21 protein-coding genes and 1 riboswitch are annotated in these 19,085 nt (G+C 30.4%); of the genes, 9 read left to right on the top strand and 12 right to left on the bottom strand.

All coding sequences use genetic code 11. The annotated features are described in order from the left end of the window. Positions 1-349: 349 nt before the first annotated feature. The gene (locus KA867_RS09145) at positions 350-1,825 is read right to left on the bottom strand and encodes an FAD/NAD(P)-binding protein (RefSeq protein WP_210137797.1); all 1,476 of its coding nucleotides are present in this window, start codon (positions 1,823-1,825) and stop codon (positions 350-352) included. A 161-nt stretch (positions 1,826-1,986) separates the two neighbouring features. Between KA867_RS09145 and KA867_RS09150 the strand changes: the two genes are divergently transcribed. Continuing rightward, on the top strand, positions 1,987-2,916 hold the full coding sequence (locus KA867_RS09150) for an osmoprotectant ABC transporter substrate-binding protein (RefSeq protein ID WP_210137798.1): 930 nt from the start codon (positions 1,987-1,989) through the stop codon (positions 2,914-2,916). A gap of 343 nt (positions 2,917-3,259) precedes the next feature. Here KA867_RS09150 and sagB read toward each other — a convergent pair whose 3' ends face one another. Beyond that, on the bottom strand, positions 3,260-4,117 hold the full coding sequence (sagB, locus tag KA867_RS09155; protein ID WP_210137799.1) for a peptidoglycan release complex glucosaminidase SagB: 858 nt from the start codon (positions 4,115-4,117) through the stop codon (positions 3,260-3,262). Between the two features lie 164 nt (positions 4,118-4,281). After that, positions 4,282-4,506, bottom strand: coding sequence for a hypothetical protein (locus KA867_RS09160; RefSeq protein WP_019468074.1), 225 nt, complete (start codon positions 4,504-4,506; stop codon positions 4,282-4,284). A 221-nt stretch (positions 4,507-4,727) separates the two neighbouring features. On the opposite strand from KA867_RS09160, the gene KA867_RS09165 reads away from it, so the two are divergent. Beyond that, entirely contained in the window at positions 4,728-5,207 is a 480-nt protein-coding gene (locus tag KA867_RS09165; protein WP_210137800.1) for a LuxR C-terminal-related transcriptional regulator, read from the top strand. A gap of 10 nt (positions 5,208-5,217) precedes the next feature. Then, positions 5,218-5,640, top strand: coding sequence for a competence protein ComK (locus KA867_RS09170; RefSeq protein WP_210137801.1), 423 nt, complete (start codon positions 5,218-5,220; stop codon positions 5,638-5,640). A gap of 4 nt (positions 5,641-5,644) precedes the next feature. Here the strand turns inward: KA867_RS09170 and KA867_RS09175 are convergent, their stop codons facing one another. Beyond that, positions 5,645-6,094 carry a hypothetical protein gene (locus KA867_RS09175; RefSeq protein WP_210137802.1) on the bottom strand — a complete coding sequence of 150 codons (450 nt, stop codon included), beginning with the start codon at positions 6,092-6,094 and terminating at the stop codon, positions 5,645-5,647. A 504-nt stretch (positions 6,095-6,598) separates the two neighbouring features. Then, the gene (locus tag KA867_RS09180; RefSeq protein ID WP_210137803.1) at positions 6,599-7,312 is read right to left on the bottom strand and encodes a transaldolase; all 714 of its coding nucleotides are present in this window, start codon (positions 7,310-7,312) and stop codon (positions 6,599-6,601) included. A 285-nt stretch (positions 7,313-7,597) separates the two neighbouring features. Here KA867_RS09180 and KA867_RS09185 point away from each other — a divergent pair, with 285 nt between their 5' ends. The 3 genes from KA867_RS09185 to KA867_RS09195 are packed head-to-tail and all read left to right on the top strand — an operon-like array spanning position 7,598 to position 8,682. After that, entirely contained in the window at positions 7,598-7,903 is a 306-nt protein-coding gene (locus tag KA867_RS09185) for a hypothetical protein (RefSeq protein WP_210137804.1), read from the top strand. A 60-nt stretch (positions 7,904-7,963) separates the two neighbouring features. Further along, entirely contained in the window at positions 7,964-8,329 is a 366-nt protein-coding gene (gene crcB / locus KA867_RS09190; protein WP_210137805.1) for a fluoride efflux transporter CrcB, read from the top strand. After that, complete coding sequence (locus tag KA867_RS09195; protein WP_210137806.1) at positions 8,326-8,682, top strand: fluoride efflux transporter FluC; 357 nt, start codon at positions 8,326-8,328, stop codon at positions 8,680-8,682. Before crcB ends, KA867_RS09195 begins: the two co-directional genes overlap by 4 nt. A 74-nt stretch (positions 8,683-8,756) precedes the next feature. Here KA867_RS09195 and KA867_RS09200 read toward each other — a convergent pair whose 3' ends face one another. From KA867_RS09200 to metK, 3 genes are all read right to left on the bottom strand, one after another. Then, a complete protein-coding gene (locus KA867_RS09200; protein WP_281060323.1) occupies positions 8,757-9,593 on the bottom strand; it encodes an aldo/keto reductase in 837 nt (278 codons plus the stop codon). Positions 9,594-10,036: 443 nt separating this feature from the next. Next, positions 10,037-10,945, bottom strand: a complete 909-nt coding sequence (locus tag KA867_RS09205; RefSeq protein ID WP_019468065.1) for a nuclease-related domain-containing protein — start codon at positions 10,943-10,945, stop codon at positions 10,037-10,039. Positions 10,946-11,038: 93 nt separating this feature from the next. Continuing rightward, positions 11,039-12,235, bottom strand: coding sequence for a methionine adenosyltransferase (metK, locus tag KA867_RS09210; RefSeq protein ID WP_210137807.1), 1,197 nt, complete (start codon positions 12,233-12,235; stop codon positions 11,039-11,041). Positions 12,236-12,347: 112 nt separating this feature from the next. After that, positions 12,348-12,460: riboswitch (SAM riboswitch) on the bottom strand. Positions 12,461-12,616: 156 nt separating this feature from the next. Here metK and pckA point away from each other — a divergent pair. Next, entirely contained in the window at positions 12,617-14,203 is a 1,587-nt protein-coding gene (gene pckA, locus KA867_RS09215) for a phosphoenolpyruvate carboxykinase (ATP) (protein ID WP_210137808.1), read from the top strand. A gap of 31 nt (positions 14,204-14,234) precedes the next feature. On the opposite strand, the gene KA867_RS09220 is transcribed toward pckA, so the two are convergent. Beyond that, the gene (locus KA867_RS09220) at positions 14,235-15,038 is read right to left on the bottom strand and encodes an alpha/beta hydrolase family protein (protein WP_210137809.1); all 804 of its coding nucleotides are present in this window, start codon (positions 15,036-15,038) and stop codon (positions 14,235-14,237) included. Next, positions 15,022-15,504, bottom strand: coding sequence for an RNA deprotection pyrophosphohydrolase (gene ytkD / locus KA867_RS09225; protein WP_210137810.1), 483 nt, complete (start codon positions 15,502-15,504; stop codon positions 15,022-15,024). Before ytkD ends, KA867_RS09220 begins: the two co-directional genes overlap by 17 nt. A gap of 61 nt (positions 15,505-15,565) precedes the next feature. On the opposite strand from ytkD, the gene yidD reads away from it, so the two are divergent. Continuing rightward, positions 15,566-15,802, top strand: coding sequence for a membrane protein insertion efficiency factor YidD (gene yidD, locus KA867_RS09230; protein WP_210137811.1), 237 nt, complete (start codon positions 15,566-15,568; stop codon positions 15,800-15,802). Here yidD and menC read toward each other — a convergent pair. Together menC and menE are read right to left on the bottom strand one after the other, a co-directional pair. Further along, positions 15,799-16,803, bottom strand: a complete 1,005-nt coding sequence (gene menC, locus KA867_RS09235; protein ID WP_210137812.1) for an o-succinylbenzoate synthase — start codon at positions 16,801-16,803, stop codon at positions 15,799-15,801. The genes yidD and menC overlap by 4 nt on opposite strands. Before the next feature lie 12 nt (positions 16,804-16,815). Beyond that, entirely contained in the window at positions 16,816-18,204 is a 1,389-nt protein-coding gene (gene menE, locus KA867_RS09240) for an o-succinylbenzoate--CoA ligase (RefSeq protein ID WP_210137813.1), read from the bottom strand. A gap of 599 nt (positions 18,205-18,803) precedes the next feature. Here menE and KA867_RS09245 point away from each other — a divergent pair. Next, on the top strand, positions 18,804-18,974 hold the full coding sequence (locus tag KA867_RS09245; RefSeq protein ID WP_019468057.1) for a hypothetical protein: 171 nt from the start codon (positions 18,804-18,806) through the stop codon (positions 18,972-18,974). The last annotated feature ends 111 nt before the right edge of the window (positions 18,975-19,085 follow it).

Below are 19,085 nucleotides of genomic sequence, written 5' to 3' on the forward strand. Positions count from 1 at the left end.
CTACATCGTTATAATACTACATATTCCAGCAAAAAACAATTCATATTATCTAAGTCGGCTTTACTTATAAACAACTACTTTCTTATATACTTTGATCAACAATACCTATAAGTAGTTTTTACAAAGCCATTTAAACTATATATATTTTACAATAATTCCATAATTAACCGTTAAAACAATTTATATGTTTTCCGTAATTAGTTTAAATTATGAAAAAAACTGTTTATACAACTATATAAAATTGATGGTCTTAATTCATAATATATGCATATTTATATTCATTTAAAAACATATTTCATTCACTGATTAATTATGTCAGCATTGTTCGTTTGAATGCTGCATTACAAAATTAATCATGCTTAGTATTTATTAATTTTTCCACCACACTTACGGCTTGTTTTACTATCATCATAACGCCGTTACGTGATTGGTTAATTCCATTTGTAACTTGGCCTAAAGCAAACATGTTCTGTAGAGTACCGTAACGCGGACTTATAATTTGATTTGTTTCTGGAATAATTTGAATACCACCAAGTGGATGTGCTTGGACAACTTGTCTATTTTCTAAGTTTAGAATTAGTTGATCATCTTGGTCTAATTCTGATAAATGTGATTTTGAACCAGTAGCATTAATAACAATATCAAATTTATCAATCGCTTTAAAATCATCCTCATATTTAAAACAAAACTGCTGTCCGTCATATTTTACATCTTTCAACCCTTTTTTGATTTCAATTTGCCCATTTTCAATGTGGTCGATAATTAATTTTGCTGTACGTGGGGGCATTGGATTCGAATTCTCTTTTAATATAGATTGGTATTTTTCTAAAAATATCTTCTGATCCTGTCTACTGAAACTATTCCAAATCCAATTTAGATTTTCTTTTGTTAATTCTAAAATACTTTGAAATTTGCCTAGCACATCGGCATGTTGTAAATCATATGTTAAATCTAAAATTGGATCGCCCTGTCTTCTGTGGACTAATTTCTCTACTGGAATATCATAATACTCACAGTCCTTTTTAAATAATGCTAATGCTTCCTCCAAAGGTACATTCCCAAAATACTCTTTTTTGATTTCATTAAAATTTTCTGGTGTAAGATATTTAAATTGAATTTCTGGCATATCTCCCCTAACACTAGGTAAATGACCTTTACGACTCGTCACAGTAATAGGCAAATTGGGATGATGTGCCGTTACAAATCGAATTACATCTAAACTTGCTAGTCCTGTTCCAATGATAGCAATTCTATCAGTACTATCAACCTCATTTAATGTGTCGTATGTTGGGTAAGGTGTTTTTATGTAACCTGGTGTTCCTTTTAAATGATATGGGTCATGATAAGACATCGTACCAATCGTTAAAAATACGATATCATAACGTCGCCGTTTCTCTAGATTTTCAGAAGTACAAACAACATATTTAACATGCGTATCACCAATATTAGATTCTATAAATACTTCCAAAACTTCTTCTTTGATCATATGAATATTACTATAGTGATTATGATACGTTTCCAAATAGTCCTTCATATAATGTCCAAATATAAATCTAGGTAAATACTCAGGATTAGAAAATTTAAATATGGATTGTTCTTGATACCATTCATAAAATTCCCGTTCATTATTCAAATTTAAGGACATTTGACTTGCGGGTAAATTGATTAATAATTGGTCGCTGTCATTTTGAAACGGCACGCCTTGTCCCATATTTTTAGGATTATCGTAAACGTCTACTTCCATTTGCTTGAATTCCTTATATTTTACCAATTCTTTCAACAAACTAACACCTGCTGTGCCCATACCAATGATAGCTAAACGCATTTCACTCATCCTTACTTTAATTAATTTATACATAGTATATCAAGTATCGAATTAATATTACATATTAATGGATTATGCCACCATTATACAAAATTAATAAATATGTTAATATAAAAATGTTGTATCAAAAAATATTTCTAAAACATATAAGGGGTTAAAATATGAAATTTTTCAAAAGAATAATTTATCTATTGATTGCAAGTTCACTTTTATTAGCAAGTTGTGATTTACCTGGTTTAGGTGGCGGTCAATCTAAAAACTCAGTTAAAATTTCTGCTTTAGCGACGAGTGAATCTCAAATCATGGCTTATATGCTCAAAGATTTAATTGAACATGATACAAAAGGGAAAACCACTGGATCTATTATTAACAATTTAGGTTCAGCTACAATTCAGCATAATGCATTGCTCCGTGGAGATGCTGATATATCAAGCACGCGTTATACTGGCACAGATTTGGTTGGAGCTTTAGAACAACAACCCATTACAGATACTAAAAAAGCAATGTTTGTAACTCAAAAATTATTCAACCAAAAATTTAACCAAACATTTTTCGACTCTTATGGATTTGAAAATACTTTCGCTTTTATGGTTACTAAAGAAACTGCTAAAAAATATGATTTACATACTGTTTCAGATTTAAAAAAAGTAAAAGACAAAGTTAGAGTTGGTACGGATACTACATGGATTAAGCGAGGTGGCGATGGTTATGCACCATTCCGTGAACATTATGGTTTTGGATTCAATGATTTAAAACCTATGCAAATTGGATTAGTTTATGACGCATTAAAAAATAGCAAACTTGATGTTGCACTTGGTTACACAACAGATGGAAGAATTGCAGCATATGATTTAGTTGTACTTAAAGATGATAAAAACTTTTTCCCACCCTATGATGCTAGCGCCGTTGCACCAAATGAATTACTACAAAAAAATCCACAAATTAAAAAATCCATTGTTAAATTAAATGATAAAATTAGTACTGAACAAATGCAAAAGCTCAACTATGCAGCAGATGGTGAGGGTAAAGAACCAGCAATTGTAGCCAAAAGATTTTTAGAAAAACATAATTATTTCGAAGATGAAAACTAAATTTAAACATTACTTTATATGTGATATTAATCAATTAATGTTACTATAGTTACATAGTTAAGGAAGTGATTAAATGAAATTCATTTTAAAAGTCATATTATCGACGATCTTACTTTTTATATTATTTGGGCAGAAAAACAAAGCAAATTAAAGTCAAACACTCTAATAGCCTATGTCCTCAATGAATAATGTATTCACGTGGTGCGTAAGTATACTTATATATTTATAAAATATAACTACGCTATTAATCCAATATCTAAATCAATCATTAAAGCATTCAAAAAGGACTAATCCATTTTTTAACGGATTAGTCCTTCATTTGTTTGAATAACAAAATTAATCATTAATTATTCTTTTTATGTTTATTGTCATCTTTATATACAAAATATTTATAATATTTACCTTCTGTTTTCATATCTTTATAAAAGTTTGACATTAGACTTGCGTTACTTTCAGCCCATTTAATATCTGTAGCATATTGATGTTCACCCGGATTTTTGGGATTCCAGCGCATGCTATACAGTGTGTTCTGATCTTTATTTGATAAAAAATGTTCATGTATGAAATTAGCGCCACCAGTAATCGCTTTTTCTGGCGTATCCCAACCGTGTTTTTTAGCGTATTCAGCACCGGTTTTCACTGGATCTTCATCAAGTGCGCCAACTCCAAAAAAGTTATAATATTTCTTACCATCAATTTCAACACCACTAGATAACTCACTTTTAGCTGAGCCTGTTTCAAGTAATGCATGTGATATTAAGTATACTTCGTTTACATGCTTTTCTTTCGCTGCTTTTATGAAATCATCTGAATGTTCCAATAATATTGGATTATCGATTAACATTCTTTTGATTCTATTTTCATCAATACCTTGATATTTATCTAATTCTAAAAATTGGTACTTTTGTGTATCGCTTTCGATAAATTCTTTACTATCCATCGCTGCTTTAATCTCTGTTGAAGATGCATCTCTCCACGAATCATTATTTTTATTTGAAATTTGTTGGCTAGTATAATTATCGATTTGTTTTTTTGATGCTTTATTTAAAGAAATATTGAGCTGTTCTACTTTTTCTTGTTGATTAACTTTTTTAAAAAAGATTTGATCTGAAATCATTGTAAATACAACGATAACAGCTATCACTAACACTACCAATAAGCCAATGATTGATAGTATCGAGCCTTTCTTATGCTTCGTCATGTCCACACCTCATAGGTAATAATAAGAATATTAAGTTCTCTCTTTATAGAAATATACTATAAGAGACTATCTAAATTTAAATTCTAACACTAAATAGTTGAACGTACAATTTAATATGTTTGTTGTTACATATTCATAAAAAAAGTAATGAAATTTTAATTTCATTACTCTTGACTTTTATTATATTCCATCATTACAAAGCTTACTGCTTGAGATCTGTTTTTATAATAATAACGATTTAAATCAATTGTTCCTTCAATTTCACCATCACGGTACATCATTTCTTTTGTTAGATTATTTATCATAACAAAATCTGATTTATCTTTAATCATATCTAAATCATCATGTCTTGCAAAAAAATGTTCTAAATTTAAATGTGCGTAATCCATATAAACCTCCTGATTTGTTGTCCGAAGATAATACTAAAACTCTAAAGTGTTATATCTTTAAGTTGAATACGCGTTGATGTTATAAAACTTAAATTTTATCTATCTTATTAACTCTATTTAACACCTATTATCATTATTTAGCAAATGAAAATTACTATAATTTAAAATAAAATGATTTCATCCGGAAATCTAAGTTATATATATAACATTGGAGCTACAGTATGTCTTTTGAACAAACTTATTTTCAATTCAAATATATTATTTTTGTGTTATTAAAAAAATACCGCATTGAGTATAATCGAGAAGAATATACTCAATTACTCACTATCAAAATGTGGGAATTAACACAAAAATATTCACCACATCATTCTACAACGTTACAACAATTTCTATACTTTCGTTTAAATTTCTATTTGATTGATTTGTTTCGCAGTCAAAAACAAACAGAAATCACAATACATTCTCAATATTTAATAGAACAGCAAACTAATGTGATTGATCATAGGAATTTTCAACTCATGTATGAACAGTTTTTACAACTATTAACAACTAACGAAAAAAATTGGCTTAGATTAAAATTGCTGGGTTATAAACAATTTGAGATTGCTTCGATTTTAAACTGCTCTATTTCTACAATAAAAAATCATCGAAAAAAGGTTCAAGTAAAATACATTAAATATTACGAACTAAATCAAAAATAGGAGTTGGAAGATGACACAATTCACAAAATTATTATACTTAAAATCAGTTGCCGGAAATGAAATCATAACAATAGGACAATATACCACACATCAATTTCACTATCCTACTTCAATAATGCCTACAATTACCTATCTACTTGAAACCTATGGTTTATCCCTTTCTAATCAAACAAAACAAGCTAAACAAATTTTAAAAATAAGAAAGATGGTCCCCATATTTATCACTCCACAAATCACTTTATTTCCAATTAAAGCGAGACGCGCACCCTTGCAATACTACATTAATGCAAATGCGATTGTTGGCATTAAATCAAATAATAATCAAACAACGATTTATTTTGAAAATGCTACATTTATCATCGTTGATGCACCTTATACTTTTGTATATAAAAAATGGCAAGAAAGTATTACACTTTCTCACCTTTTAATTTAACGCATCATAATGCCCTATTGTGTTTATATTCTAATAGTTTTTTCGTAAAATAGCCTGTTACTACTTTAATTAAATATAGACTAATTATCAGTAATAATACAGCCCCGATAAGTGTCAATATAACTATAACACTAGATAAATCAACTTCTGGTTTAATAAAAAATTGGACTGATGACAAACTTGTCAATAAAGCAAATAAGAATAGGCCTAATAAAATAATATATGTAAATAAAATACTAATTAATAACATGAAGAAATAAGTTGATGAAACTACTTTTTCTTCAAAGATATAATTTTTCAAAAATTGATTGGAAAACGCAATCGGTCGATTGAGTTCTTCTTCATGGTGTTTATCCAAGACTGTTGTTAATACTTGGTCTAATTGATTTTTCTCTTTTTTATTTAAAAACCATAAATGCTTTTTAACTTTCTGTTTAAAAATATTTGCTTTCATTAAAGTTTCTCCTTAAATGTATAACACTTATACTATCATTATAAAGGATAAGTTATTTATCTCATGGTTTCAATGAAATTATAAAAATTTTTTTATCAAATTACACTTTCTTAGTCTAAGTGTACTATCTGATAATATTTGATTCCATTATGATCAGAAAAATCAAATAACACAAACCTACTCATCAATGTATTATAATACAATTTTCCCGTGTGCTCATCGACATTATTTCTTTTCAATACTTCCTCAATATTAAATAATAGATTTCATCAAATCGCTCACCATCAAATTGTCTCACAAAATATCACGTCATAATTTTTTATAAATCCAAGTTTGGTTTAGTATTTGAAAATGTAGTAATTATTAATGCAACAGTCAAATCTTAAATTTTAGTATGTATCAGCAATATTGATAAAAAAACACTTCCGTTGAATTCTACGGAAGTGTTTTTTATCTCTTAGATTAGCATTAACCTAGAAATAAACTTACAGAGTAAGTTTACGATTATAAAATAGAAAGTCCAGAACTTTGGATATCTTTCGCAAAGCCTTTGACTGTATCTACTGATAATTCGTTAATGTCACGGCCTAAATTATTATTTACTTTTTTAACTACATCTGCAGGACATGTAATAATATCAGCACCAATTTCATCAGCTTGGATTACGTTGATAACTTCACGGCAACTTGCCCATAATAATTTCACACCTTTTTTACTGTGTGTAACCTCAACCGCTTCTTTCATCAATGGAATTGGGTCTACACCTGTATCTGCAATACGTCCAGCAAATACAGAAACATAAGTTGGAACACCTTCAGTTACAGCGTCAGTAATTTCTTTAACTTGATCTAATGTATAGACAGCAGTAATGTTTAAACGAACATTGTTTGCTGATAATTTTTTAATTAGAGAAATAGTTGATTCACCTTTAGTGTTTACAATTGGAATTTTAACAAAAACATTATCTCCATATTGTTTTAAAATTTCTGCTTCTTTTTCCATTGTTTCTAAATCATCTGCAAATACTTCAAATGAAATTGAGGCATCAGGAATTTCACGCACAGCTTCCTCAGCAAATGCTTTATAATCTGTTACACCTGCTTTTGCCATTAAACTTGGATTTGTAGTAAAACCATCCACTTGTTTATTTTTATAAGCTGCTTTCATTTCTTCAATATCTGCACCATCTGCAAACACTTCAACATTTAAATTTGCCATTACTAATTCCTCCTGACTAAAATAAATAATTCTATAAAGAATTATTTTTATAACTATTTAAACCATACAGTTTATTTATACCACCTTTATTTCATAAATTCTATTTTTCTGCTTATAGATGATGGCTTACTAAAAATACAATAATTGCTAATCATTCTTAATTTGCGATAGAGAGGCCTTATAATCTAAATTATTATTCATTAAAATTTTTTCTTATTGTAAATTTAGTTAACTTTAAGTTAATTTATGGTATTATTACATAATGAATTGCATTAGGAGGTTATTATGGCACGTTCAAAACTTTATTTTTACTTATCATGCATTTTAATTATTATTAGCTTTTATTTTAATACTAGAAACCCTCTATTAAATATGCACTTTAATTCAATGATTAAACTTATTTTTGTTTGTAGTATTATCAATGCTATTATTTTAATAATTGCTATTATCTTTTCTGATAAATCCATTAAACATTTACATGAAGATTCAGACTGGATTCGACCAGTTAGTAAAATTTTACCTTATATCATATTAATTGTAATCGCAATTCATATTATAGCTTCTCTTTCAACATTTGGTATTATTTTCTAATTATTACTACAAAAGTTATACTACTTTTGTAGTTTATTTTTTTGAAAGGAAGAAATCATCGTGCAATATTTATATATTTTTATTGGCGGTGCCATTGGTACATTCATTCGCTATCTATTATCTTTTTTAAATACTACTGATGGATTTCCATCTGGCACGTTTATTGCAAATATTATAGGTGCATTTTTAATGGGCTTGTTAGGTTCCTTAGCGATACAGTATTTTAGAAACAATCCACTACTTAAAAAAGGTATGACTTCTGGATTTCTTGGTGCACTTACCACTTTTTCAACGTTTCAATTCGAGCTTGTTGGCATTTTACAACAACAAGCATATGTACTGTTCATAACCTATGCTTTACTCAGTTACATCATAGGTATATGGGTTTGTTATATCGGAGTTAAAATGGGGGCACGTATATCATGAGTCAAATATTTTTAGTTATGCTAGGTGGCGGAATAGGCGCAGTTATTCGTGCTGTTGTTACTAACTTCTTTAACAATAAAATTGATAGTACATTACCTATTGCAACACCTGTCGTAAATATTTTAGGTAGTTTTTTGATTGGTTTGCTCATGGGACTTGCTTTAAATATTTCTTGGATTAATGCATTTTTAATTGTTGGCGTTCTAGGTGGACTAACAACTTTTTCAACTTTGTCAACTGAGTTAGTTCAAATGTTAACAGTAAACAAGCACGTATTTCACTTTATTGTTTATTCAATTTTACAATATGTAGTGTCCTTCATCGCATGTTTATTAGGATATTTAATAGGTTAACTTAAATAACAAAAGACCGTAAATATAGTTATAAACAACTATATTTACGGTCTTTTCAATGTTTCATTTCTTTTTTAATGACCACTATATTCTGAAGGATTTGGGCCTATTCTTTTATCTTCGTTTAAACTGTCTAATCGCTCTATGTGTGCTTTAGATAACTCAAAGTCAAATACATTTAAATTTTCTTCAATTCTAGTTGGTGTGACAGATTTAGGTATCACCACTACATTATGTTCAATATTCCATCTAATTATGACTTGTGCAGGTGTTTTATTAATTTCTGATGCTATTGATTTAACTGTATCATCTTCTAAAATCTGTGCATTCATTAATGGTGACCAAGATTCTGCATGTATATTCTGAACTTCTAAATATCTTCTCAACTCTGACTGAGTGAGATAAGGATGAAATTCAACTTGATTAATCACAGGTTTAATCGAAACTTGAGCTAGTAATGCTTCTAAATGTTCTGCATTAAAATTACTAACCCCAATATTTTTAACCTTATCATTTTTATACAAATCTTCCATACCTTGCCATGTATCTATCATTAATGCTTCATCTAGACCTGGCCAATGCATTAAATATAAATCTAAATAATCTAATCCTAGTTTATTTAAACTAGTCTCATAAGCTTCAGCTACATTATTACGACCGTAATCATCGAGCCATAATTTAGATGTAATAAATAGATCACTTCTATCTAAACCTGTAGAAGCTAATCCTTCTGCTATACCTTGTCCAACCATTTCTTCATTTTCGTATATCATTGCAGTATCTATATGTCTATAGCCATTTTCAATTGCATGTTTAACTGCCTTCTTACATTCATCATTATTTTCAACTCGGAAAGTACCTAAACCTACGATAGGCATTTCATTACCATTATAAAAAGTTACAAATTCCAAATTTGAGCTCCCCTTTTCTATTAAACTAACTATAATAATAATCAAAATTAGCAAACTATTAAATTAAAATGCCTAAATTTTAATAATTTGTTTAAAATAGTTATTTATGTCATTCATTTTCAACTATAATTTTAAAAAATAGACGTAAAAGCTTAAAATATTCTTAATCATTTTCTCTAAGCAAAAGCACCCTTAAAAATTTAGCTTAAGCACATTTATTCCAAGATTCATGTTTCTATGGTGTTGTATATAATTAGGATAACATTAATAAATAGTGTTTTGGACTGATATGCAAATAATCTTAAAAACAATATATTGAAGCTTGCACTAAAGAAATACAGCCTAATACGTATAAAATTTGGGTATAAAAAAGCTCATAAATAATTTTTTTAAAAATTTATTTATGAGCCTTTTATATTAATATTTATATCCCTGATATTTTATTAGTTAAATGTTTCAATTTCATCCATCACACGTTGTAAATCTTCAACATTGTACTGAATACGACCATGAAAAACAAACTTATTAAAGTATTCATCAAGTTGTTCTGGTCCAACTAACACTTTAGAATTGGTACTTTGTGCATAATTTGAAATAGTCACAGCACCTTCATCTTTAGGATTGAAATATAGGATTGACGTCGGTGTGAACTTCAAGTTTAATTCTGTTTGTAATTCACCAGCTAGTTTTTCTATTTCATTTAAATAATTTGTATAATTCACAAATGATAAAGAATCTTTATCATCATTTTGATCCATTACTAATGTTTGTGCCGTTTGTTTATCAAGATTTAATGTATCAAACACTTGTTCCATCATCGGTTGTTCTTTGAATTGGTTAGCATTAATGCCATTAAACACATGACCTTTTAACAACTGCGAATCAATGAGATATAGTCCTGTTCGCGTAAGTACTAAATGACTTATACGACGTATATCACTGAAATTATTTTTTGGTAAGAAAATATTTGCCATGATATGCATATCTTCTGGTCGAATGCGCTTCTCATTAACTAGACGCTCACGAATACCAATTAATCTCATATCCGTTACGTACTCACTTTTATTTTTAGAGAAAAGTTTCAATGCATCTATTTCTTGATCTTTCGCATTTACTGTAGCTTCGTAGTCCTCTTTTTGTTTAGTAACTTGCTTTTTATTTTCAATTCTTTCTTTTTCTAACTCTTCATCATGTTCATCGCTAAGTTTTTGTTCTCTTGATTTATATTGTTCCTCGATGGTTTGCTGTGCTTTTTTCTTACTTTTCAAAGCAACTAAAAATAGGATTAAACAAATAACTGCTACGACTATTGCCACGATTAAACCAATTTCTATCGGGCCAAATGAATTCATAACAACAACGCTCCTTTATGTGTTCAGTAACTTAATTATAATAGATATGAGCTCATCATTCGATAGTAAAGTTGAAAAATAAATACTTCGCGCTTATATTTCTACGCTATCTTTTAATAAATTAACTTTATCTAATTTTTCCCATGGTAACAGTATATCTGTTCGTCCAAAGTGGCCATACGCAGCCGTTTGTTTATAAATTGGATGTTTTAAATCTAACATTTTAATAATGCCTGCTGGTCTTAAATCAAAGTGCTTTCTAACAGCCTCTACTAGTTCTGTTTCACTTACTTTTCCTGTTCCAAAAGTGTCTATCGCAATCGAAACTGGTTCCGCTACACCAATTGCATAAGCGAGTTGAACTTCACACTTATCGGCTAAATCAGCAGCAACAATATTTTTGGCTACGTAACGCGCAGCATAAGTAGCTGAGCGATCTACTTTTGTAGGATCTTTACCGCTAAAACAACCTCCTCCATGACGTGCATAACCACCGTATGTATCTACGATAATCTTGCGACCTGTTAAACCAACATCACCTTGAGGCCCGCCGATTACAAATCGTCCAGTCGGATTAATATAAAATCTTGTATTATCATCGATTAATCCTTCAGGTACTGTTGGATATATAACATGTTCTTTGATATCAGCTTGAATTTGTTCTAAAGTAGTGTCTTCTGCATGCTGAGCTGAAACGACAATTGTATCTATACGATGCGGTTTATCTTGTTCATCATATTCCACTGTTACTTGAACTTTTCCATCTGGGCGTAAATATTTTAAAATATTATCTTTTCGCACATCTGATAATCGTTTAGCTAATTGATGCGATAAAAATATTGGTAACGGCATATAAGTATCCGTTTCGTTCGTCGCATAACCAAACATTAAACCTTGGTCTCCTGCACCAGTTGCTTCAATTTCTTCTTCTGATAAATTGTCACGATATTCTAAAGCATTATCGACACCTTGTGCAATATCAGGAGATTGCTCATCAATTGCGGTTAATATAGCCATCGTTTGGCTATCATAACCATATTTCGCACGTGTGTATCCGATATTTTTAATTGTTTCTCTCACAACTTTAGGTATATCTACATAAGTAGCTGTAGATATCTCTCCGGAAATTAATGCCATACCTGTAGTTACCGTTGTTTCGCAAGCAACTCGCGCATTAGGATCGTCTTTCAAAATTTCATCTAAAATTGCATCAGACACTTGGTCAGCGATTTTATCTGGGTGCCCTTCTGTAACCGATTCTGAAGTAAATAATCTTCTATTATAAGTCATAAATTAACTTGCTCCTTTGTCTTTGATTACGAAAATTCTCTTTGATTGAGCTCATTAAAAAAAGGCCTTCTTCACTATATGAATAGAGAGAAGGCCCTTATACGTCCATTCGCTCTTATCGTTCAGACGCTATTTGTCCGCAAACGGTTTGGCACCTTTCTTCATTGTAAGAAGAGGTTGCTGGGCTTCATTGGGTCCATGTCCCTCCGCCACTCAGGATAAGAGAATCCGTTAATCACTATAGTACCGAAACTAAGTAGTAATGTCAATTTGATATTTATTTAATTTCCTTTAAATATGGTGTGGACTAATCAATCATATGTGTTATACTCTGTAATTGTAAAGGCTTACATTAATTTAATAGCGTTGGAGGGATTTAGTATGGCGGTAGATACATACACTTACACAAAAAAAGTTCAAAATATTTTGGACAAGAAGTCTTCATTATTTCAACAATCCACAACACAGTTGTATAAGAAAATTCTTAATAACAATGAAGGAGAATTAACCGAACTAGGTGCAATTAACGCTAAAACAGGTAAATACACTGGCCGTTCACCGAAGGATAAGTTTATTGTTAATGAACCATCATACAGAGATGACATTGATTGGGGAAATATCAATCAACCTATTGAAGAGGACACATTTTTAAAGTTATATGATAAAGTATTAAATTATCTAAATGAAAAAGATGAATTATATGTATTTAAAGGATATGCAGGTAGTGATCAGGATTCACAACTTAAACTAACAGTGGTTAATGAATTGGCTTGGCATAATCTATTCGCACAAAATATGTTTATTCGTCCTGAAACAAAAGAAGAAGCAGAAGAAATCAAATCTGATTTTACTATTGTATCGGCACCCTATTTTAAAGCTGATCCAAGTAAAGATGGTACAAATTCAGAAACATTTATTATTACTTCCTTTAAACACAAGGTCATTTTAATCGGTGGAACAGAATACGCTGGTGAAATGAAAAAAGGTATCTTCTCCGTAATGAACTACTTACTACCTAAAGATAATATTATGAGTATGCACTGCTCCGCAAACGTTGGTGAAAAAGGTGACGTAGCTTTATTCTTTGGGCTTTCTGGAACAGGTAAAACCACGCTTTCAGCAGATTCAACCCGAAAGTTAATTGGTGATGACGAACATGGATGGAATGAAAATGGTATTTTTAATATCGAAGGTGGCTGTTACGCAAAAGCAATCAACCTTTCTTACAAAAAAGAACCTCAAATTTATGAAGCAATTAAATACGGTACGATTTTAGAAAATGTTGTTGTAGATGAAGAAGGCGATGTCAACTTTGATGATAACTATTATACTGAAAATACGAGAGCCGCTTATCCAATTAATCATATAGATAATATCGTTACACCTTCCAAAGCAGCACATCCAAATACGATTATTTTCTTAACTGCTGACGCTTTTGGTGTTTTACCACCTATCTCAAAACTCAGCAAAGATCAAGCAATGTATCACTTTTTAAGCGGATTCACAGCTAAGCTTGCAGGAACAGAAAGAGGTATAACTGAACCTGAACCATCTTTCTCAACATGTTTCGGTTCACCTTTCTTACCATTACACGCTAAAGTTTATGCAGACTTGCTAGGTAACTTAATAGATAAACACGATGTAGATGTATACTTAGTAAACACCGGTTGGACTGGAGGTAAATATGGTACAGGACGCCGTATTAGCTTAAATTATACGAGACAAATGGTTAATCAGGCAATTACTGGTCAGTTAAGAGATACAGAGTATATTCAAGATGATATGTTTGGATTAAATATACCAGTGGAAGTTGATGATGTACCTCAAACATTACTAAATCCTATAAATGCTTGGAGTAAGCCAGAGGCATATAGAGAACAAGCACAAGATTTAATAGACAGATTTAAACATAATTTCGAAAAGTTTGGCGATGAAGTTTCAGATTTAGCACAAAACGGTGGATTTTAAATAAAATACTAAATAAAGCACATGGACCATATTACAGTTGTGGTCCATGTGCTTTACTAGTGATTGTTTTATTTTTTTCTACTTGTGCCATCCATTTTTTAACTGTAGTTAACGCTTTTTTCATCGCAAATGGCCTTGGTACATGACCTTCATCCATTTGATAAAATGTTTGATAAGTTGTACCAATATGTTTTAATTGTGTTTCTAAATAATAAGCTTGATGAATCCCTACTTGTTTATCTTTTCCTCCGTGTACTATAAGAATCGGCGGACTATCGGCATGTATTTTAGTTATCGCATCTCTTTGCTTATATGCATTTTCTTTTTTCTTTGGATGTCCAACCATCCTTCTTAACATACCTCTTAAATCTATTCTTTCCTCGTACATGAGACGAATATCGGACACACCACCCCAAATAATATAACTAGTTATAGGCAAATCCTGAAATGTAAGTAACCCTTGTAATCCACCTCTAGAAAAGCCTATCATATGAATATAAGCTTCTGGATATAATGTATTTAATATTCGAATCGCAACCGTAACATCATTTAAATCCCTACCATGAAATTCATCTTTACCTTCACTACCATTATTACCTCTATAATACGGCCCAAATACAAGTGTCTGCGCATCTGAAAATTGCATTAGTCGCCCTGCTCTTACTTTACCGACTTGCCCTTTACCACCTCGCAAATATACAACAATCCGCTTTACACTTTTATGGGGTTGCATTAATAAACCTCTAACATTAATGCCATCTACTTTATAAGTGACTTCTTCAAAAATATGGTCAGGTACTTCTATAGGCATTCTTTTTTTATGCATAAAATCCAAGCTCGATCACTCTCTCTAAACATTGTAAGATTGCAGCATCTTTCAATAAATAACTTTTTCGTTCTTCTGCAATGTCTGAAATACTATTAAAAATTAATGGGCCTTCAGTTTCTAAATAATCATTTTTGGTTTGTAATCGATTTACTTTAACCATAAAAACATCTTTTGTAAACGGTATACCATTTTGACGCTTAACACTATATTGAGCAATATAATGTTTGTCTTTAATATTTATAAGCGCTCCTGTTTCTTCAAACAATTCCCTATCACACGCTTGTTCACTCGATTCTCCTTCTTCTCTTTTGCCTCCTGGAAATTCTATACCTCTTAATTTATGTTTGGTGAAAAGCAATTGTCCTTGGTATATAGGAATAACCAAGACATGATCACCATCTGGGATGTCGTTTTCATCCTTAAATGATAAATAGACATCATCATTTTCTTTATCTTTAAACTTCACAAACATCAAACTCCCTTTATATATGTTAAACTATCATTGCTATGTAAATTGTTGGAGGCAAAATTTTATGAAAAAAATCTTTCTAGGTCTTATCTATATATATCAACATTTCATTTCTCCGATAACCCCGGCTACTTGTCGTTTTTACCCCACTTGTTCTGAATATACTAGAGAAGCCATAGAAGTTTTCGGACCCATCAAAGGTATTTGGTTAGGTGTTAAACGTATTTCAAAATGTCACCCACTCCATAAAGGTGGATTTGATCCAGTACCTCTAAAAAAAGATAAAAAGCATAAACATTAATTAATCTGAGTTAAATAAAACTTGTTTACAAAAGGAGGTTCAAAATAAATTGAGCCTCTTTTTAATACGCCCGAATGCGGTACAATATCATTTTCAAAATAAAATCCGTGTGGTGTAATATCACTTGGATAAGCGGCATATCGTGCTAATAAAGCCGTAAAATATCGACTTAAACCATATTCATACATACCACCAATGACAAATTTCACATGTTTTTGCTCTAATATTTCAATTATTTCCAAGACTTTATCAATGCCACCCAGTCTGAATGGTTTTAATACCACAACATCAATTTTATAATTTTCAACATAATATAGAATTGCTTTCAATGATACTGCTTTCTCATCAATAGCTATGGGAGGTAATTCAGAATCTTTAAAATCATTTACTTTTTGTATATCTTTAAAAGGCTCTTCTAAATAAAGTATATCACTGCTTGAAAGGAGTATAACTTTCTCAACATCACTATTTTTAACCGATTCATTAGCGTCAATGACGATCTGAGGTTTAAATGGCAATCTCTTCAATTGTTTTACATCTTCTAAAATGTTTTCAGACCATTTTATTTTTATGCGATGTGGTTGTGTGACTTTTAAGTTGAAAATATGCTTATATGTTAGACCACTAACTGTTGCACCATAGGGTACATTAAACGTTTCTAATTCGTAAAAAGCCTGATAACAGGCCATCACAATCATACTTCGTGTAGCAGGATATATCTCCAAACATTGAAGTGCATTTTGTACATCCGAAAAGCGTTCAAACTCATGGTTTTTAAATGTTTCAAACCACTTTATTGCTTGGTCATAAACTACTTCTATCGTTTCATCTGCATACCAATCTGTTTCAAAAGCGTTACACTCTCCAAAATAATGTATATGTTTATCAGTTATAAACTCAACAAAAAGTGCTTTACGCTTGTTCATTTTTACTTTAGGAGTAACGATTGCATGCTTAAAATGATTATTACAAATATAAAGTTTCATTTCGCTCAATTTCATTATTGCTCACGCCTATTTTTTTAAATGTTTTCGTTGCAATTTACCAGTAGATGTATAAGGTAATTCTGTTACATGTTTGAAATATTTTGGGATTTTGTACTTCGCTATATGCGTTTTAAAATGTGCTAATAATTCTTCATTTGATAATTCAATTTTTGAAACATAATATAAATAAGGTACTTCACCCCATGTACTGTCATGTTCACCAATACACATTGCATCAATAATGGATGCATGAAGTTTTGCCACAGATTCTATTTGATATGGATATATATTTTCGCCACCACTAATGATTAAATCTTTTCGTCTGTCATAAATCATTACATAACCATCTTCATCAATTTCTGCAATATCTCCTGTTTTAAAATAACCATTTTCAAATGTATTCATTAAATTTTCAGGGTATAGATACCCATTCATAACATTATCACCTTTGATAAGCAGTTCTCCATGCCCTTGATCATTAGGGTCTTTTATTTTAACAAAAACATTTTCACTTGGCTTTCCGACAGTGTCATATCGCTCAGATAACATATTGGGTGATGCTGTTAAAAATTGAGAGCATGTTTCAGTCATTCCGAATGAATTATAAATCGGCAATTCTGATTCCAAAGCATTTTCAATTAATGTATTAGAAAGTTTTGCCCCACCCAACAATATCTTTTGTATATTAAATGGTTGATCCAAACCTTCATCCATTAACCATTTTAAAGTTTGCGGAACCAATGATACATGTGTTGGTAATTCTTTTTGGATTATTTCAAGAATTACTTGTGAATTGAACTTCGCTGCAATACGTACTGTAAAACCTTCCATAAGCGCTCTTAATATGACACTTAAACCAGATATATGATAAATAGGTAACACTGATAACCATTTTGTGTCTTGATCAAATCCTAAACTTTCTTTACAGCCAACTGCACTTGCATAATGATTGCTAAAAGTTTGAGGAACTGCTTTTTGTGGTCCAGTTGTTCCAGATGTAAACATAATTGAAGCAATTCGATCCATATTGAATATAGCTTCATACGTGTTGTCAGAAACTTCTTTTTTTAATTCATTAAAGTCAATTATGGCTATATCTTGTATCATTAAATTGCTAGTAGTAATAACTGTATCGGTTTCAATAGAGTATAACTGATTTTGCATTTCTTCTTTGGTTAAACGCGTGTTTAGCATCACTATTTCTACACCTGTTAGCCACAACGCATTAATCAAAGTAATAGATTCAATTTGATTTTCTATATATATACCTATACGCTTTTTATTCAATTGTTTTATTTGATAAGCTAATCGACTTGCTTCGTAATACATTGAAGCAAAGGTAATTTTATTGCTACCATCATCAATAAATACTTTATCTCCATTTTGTTTTGCTTGCGTTTTCAACCAAAATTCCAATCTGTCATTCCTCCATCTCATTGACCATTATAACGTTTTTACTTTGATTTAACAGTGTTGATGCATCCTATTATATGTTTTAACTTAAATTGCAATGAACGAATTAAAAATTATTATAATTTATAAATACCTAATAATGCGTTTAAAGCATAAACATAAGTTAACGAAAACGGAACTTATTTTATAGTGTAAACATAAAAAATAACAATACAAAGCATAAAATTGAGTTATATACAAAAAAGCAAAATCTTAAAAATTGAATAATTGCATGACTATGAGAAGCCAAAAATTCGTGTTTTGTAACCTATTGATAATACAAAAGTCATATTCACACGATTTGATGTCAGATCATGCATAAAATAGTCATAATTTATATTGTATACCACAAAATATGATGATATGATAATGAAAACGAATTCATTTTCAGATAATAACAAACGCATAAACATCACTTTCTCTACGAAAACAACTTCCAATATTTTATTGCAAGCATCCATTGTGGGTTCAAATCCCTCACTCTCCGTTTACTTAAATCTTGTTAAATGAAAAGGAAAAGTAAGCGTTTTTAATTATATATATGATGAAGGAGTTAAAATAAAATGAAATTTATTAAATACGAAATTGAGCAAGGCTTATATTATGACTTAATAACAATATATGCAAAAACAAACAAAAATACCCCGTTTCATTTCACTTTTTCAGAGAGCCATACACTAAAAGAAGTAAAAGATAGATTAGAAGACATTGCAATTAAAATTGATAAACCATAACACTTAGTAAAATTAATCATCAAATAAAGAGACGGCATCCCATATTATTTAAAAAGATGGTTATATGATGATTCTTAAACTATCAATAACAAAATAATAATACAAGAAAGC

It is taken from the genome of Staphylococcus sp. GDH8C109P, assembly GCF_017893405.1.
GTDB lineage: Bacteria > Bacillota > Bacilli > Staphylococcales > Staphylococcaceae > Staphylococcus > Staphylococcus cohnii.

Excerpts from the sequence above, each read along its gene's own strand:
- KA867_RS09205 (WP_019468065.1), bottom strand. The coding sequence starts at position 10,945 with ATGAATTCATTTGGCCCGATAGAAATTGGTTTAATCGTGGCAATAGTC.
- KA867_RS09150 (WP_210137798.1), top strand. The coding sequence starts at position 1,987 with ATGAAATTTTTCAAAAGAATAATTTATCTATTGATTGCAAGTTCACTT.
- KA867_RS09160 (WP_019468074.1), bottom strand. The coding sequence starts at position 4,506 with ATGGATTACGCACATTTAAATTTAGAACATTTTTTTGCAAGACATGAT.
- yidD (WP_210137811.1), top strand. The coding sequence starts at position 15,566 with ATGAAAAAAATCTTTCTAGGTCTTATCTATATATATCAACATTTCATT.
- KA867_RS09180 (WP_210137803.1), bottom strand. The coding sequence starts at position 7,312 with ATGGCAAATTTAAATGTTGAAGTGTTTGCAGATGGTGCAGATATTGAA.
- pckA (WP_210137808.1), top strand. The coding sequence starts at position 12,617 with ATGGCGGTAGATACATACACTTACACAAAAAAAGTTCAAAATATTTTG.
- KA867_RS09145 (WP_210137797.1), bottom strand. The coding sequence starts at position 1,825 with ATGCGTTTAGCTATCATTGGTATGGGCACAGCAGGTGTTAGTTTGTTG.
- KA867_RS09165 (WP_210137800.1), top strand. The coding sequence starts at position 4,728 with ATGTCTTTTGAACAAACTTATTTTCAATTCAAATATATTATTTTTGTG.
- KA867_RS09195 (WP_210137806.1), top strand. The coding sequence starts at position 8,326 with ATGAGTCAAATATTTTTAGTTATGCTAGGTGGCGGAATAGGCGCAGTT.
- KA867_RS09170 (WP_210137801.1), top strand. The coding sequence starts at position 5,218 with ATGACACAATTCACAAAATTATTATACTTAAAATCAGTTGCCGGAAAT.
- KA867_RS09245 (WP_019468057.1), top strand. The coding sequence starts at position 18,804 with ATGAAATTTATTAAATACGAAATTGAGCAAGGCTTATATTATGACTTA.
- KA867_RS09185 (WP_210137804.1), top strand. The coding sequence starts at position 7,598 with ATGGCACGTTCAAAACTTTATTTTTACTTATCATGCATTTTAATTATT.
- metK (WP_210137807.1), bottom strand. The coding sequence starts at position 12,235 with ATGACTTATAATAGAAGATTATTTACTTCAGAATCGGTTACAGAAGGG.
- KA867_RS09175 (WP_210137802.1), bottom strand. The coding sequence starts at position 6,094 with ATGAAAGCAAATATTTTTAAACAGAAAGTTAAAAAGCATTTATGGTTT.
- menC (WP_210137812.1), bottom strand. The coding sequence starts at position 16,803 with ATGAAATTGAGCGAAATGAAACTTTATATTTGTAATAATCATTTTAAG.
- ytkD (WP_210137810.1), bottom strand. The coding sequence starts at position 15,504 with ATGTTTGTGAAGTTTAAAGATAAAGAAAATGATGATGTCTATTTATCA.
- sagB (WP_210137799.1), bottom strand. The coding sequence starts at position 4,117 with ATGACGAAGCATAAGAAAGGCTCGATACTATCAATCATTGGCTTATTG.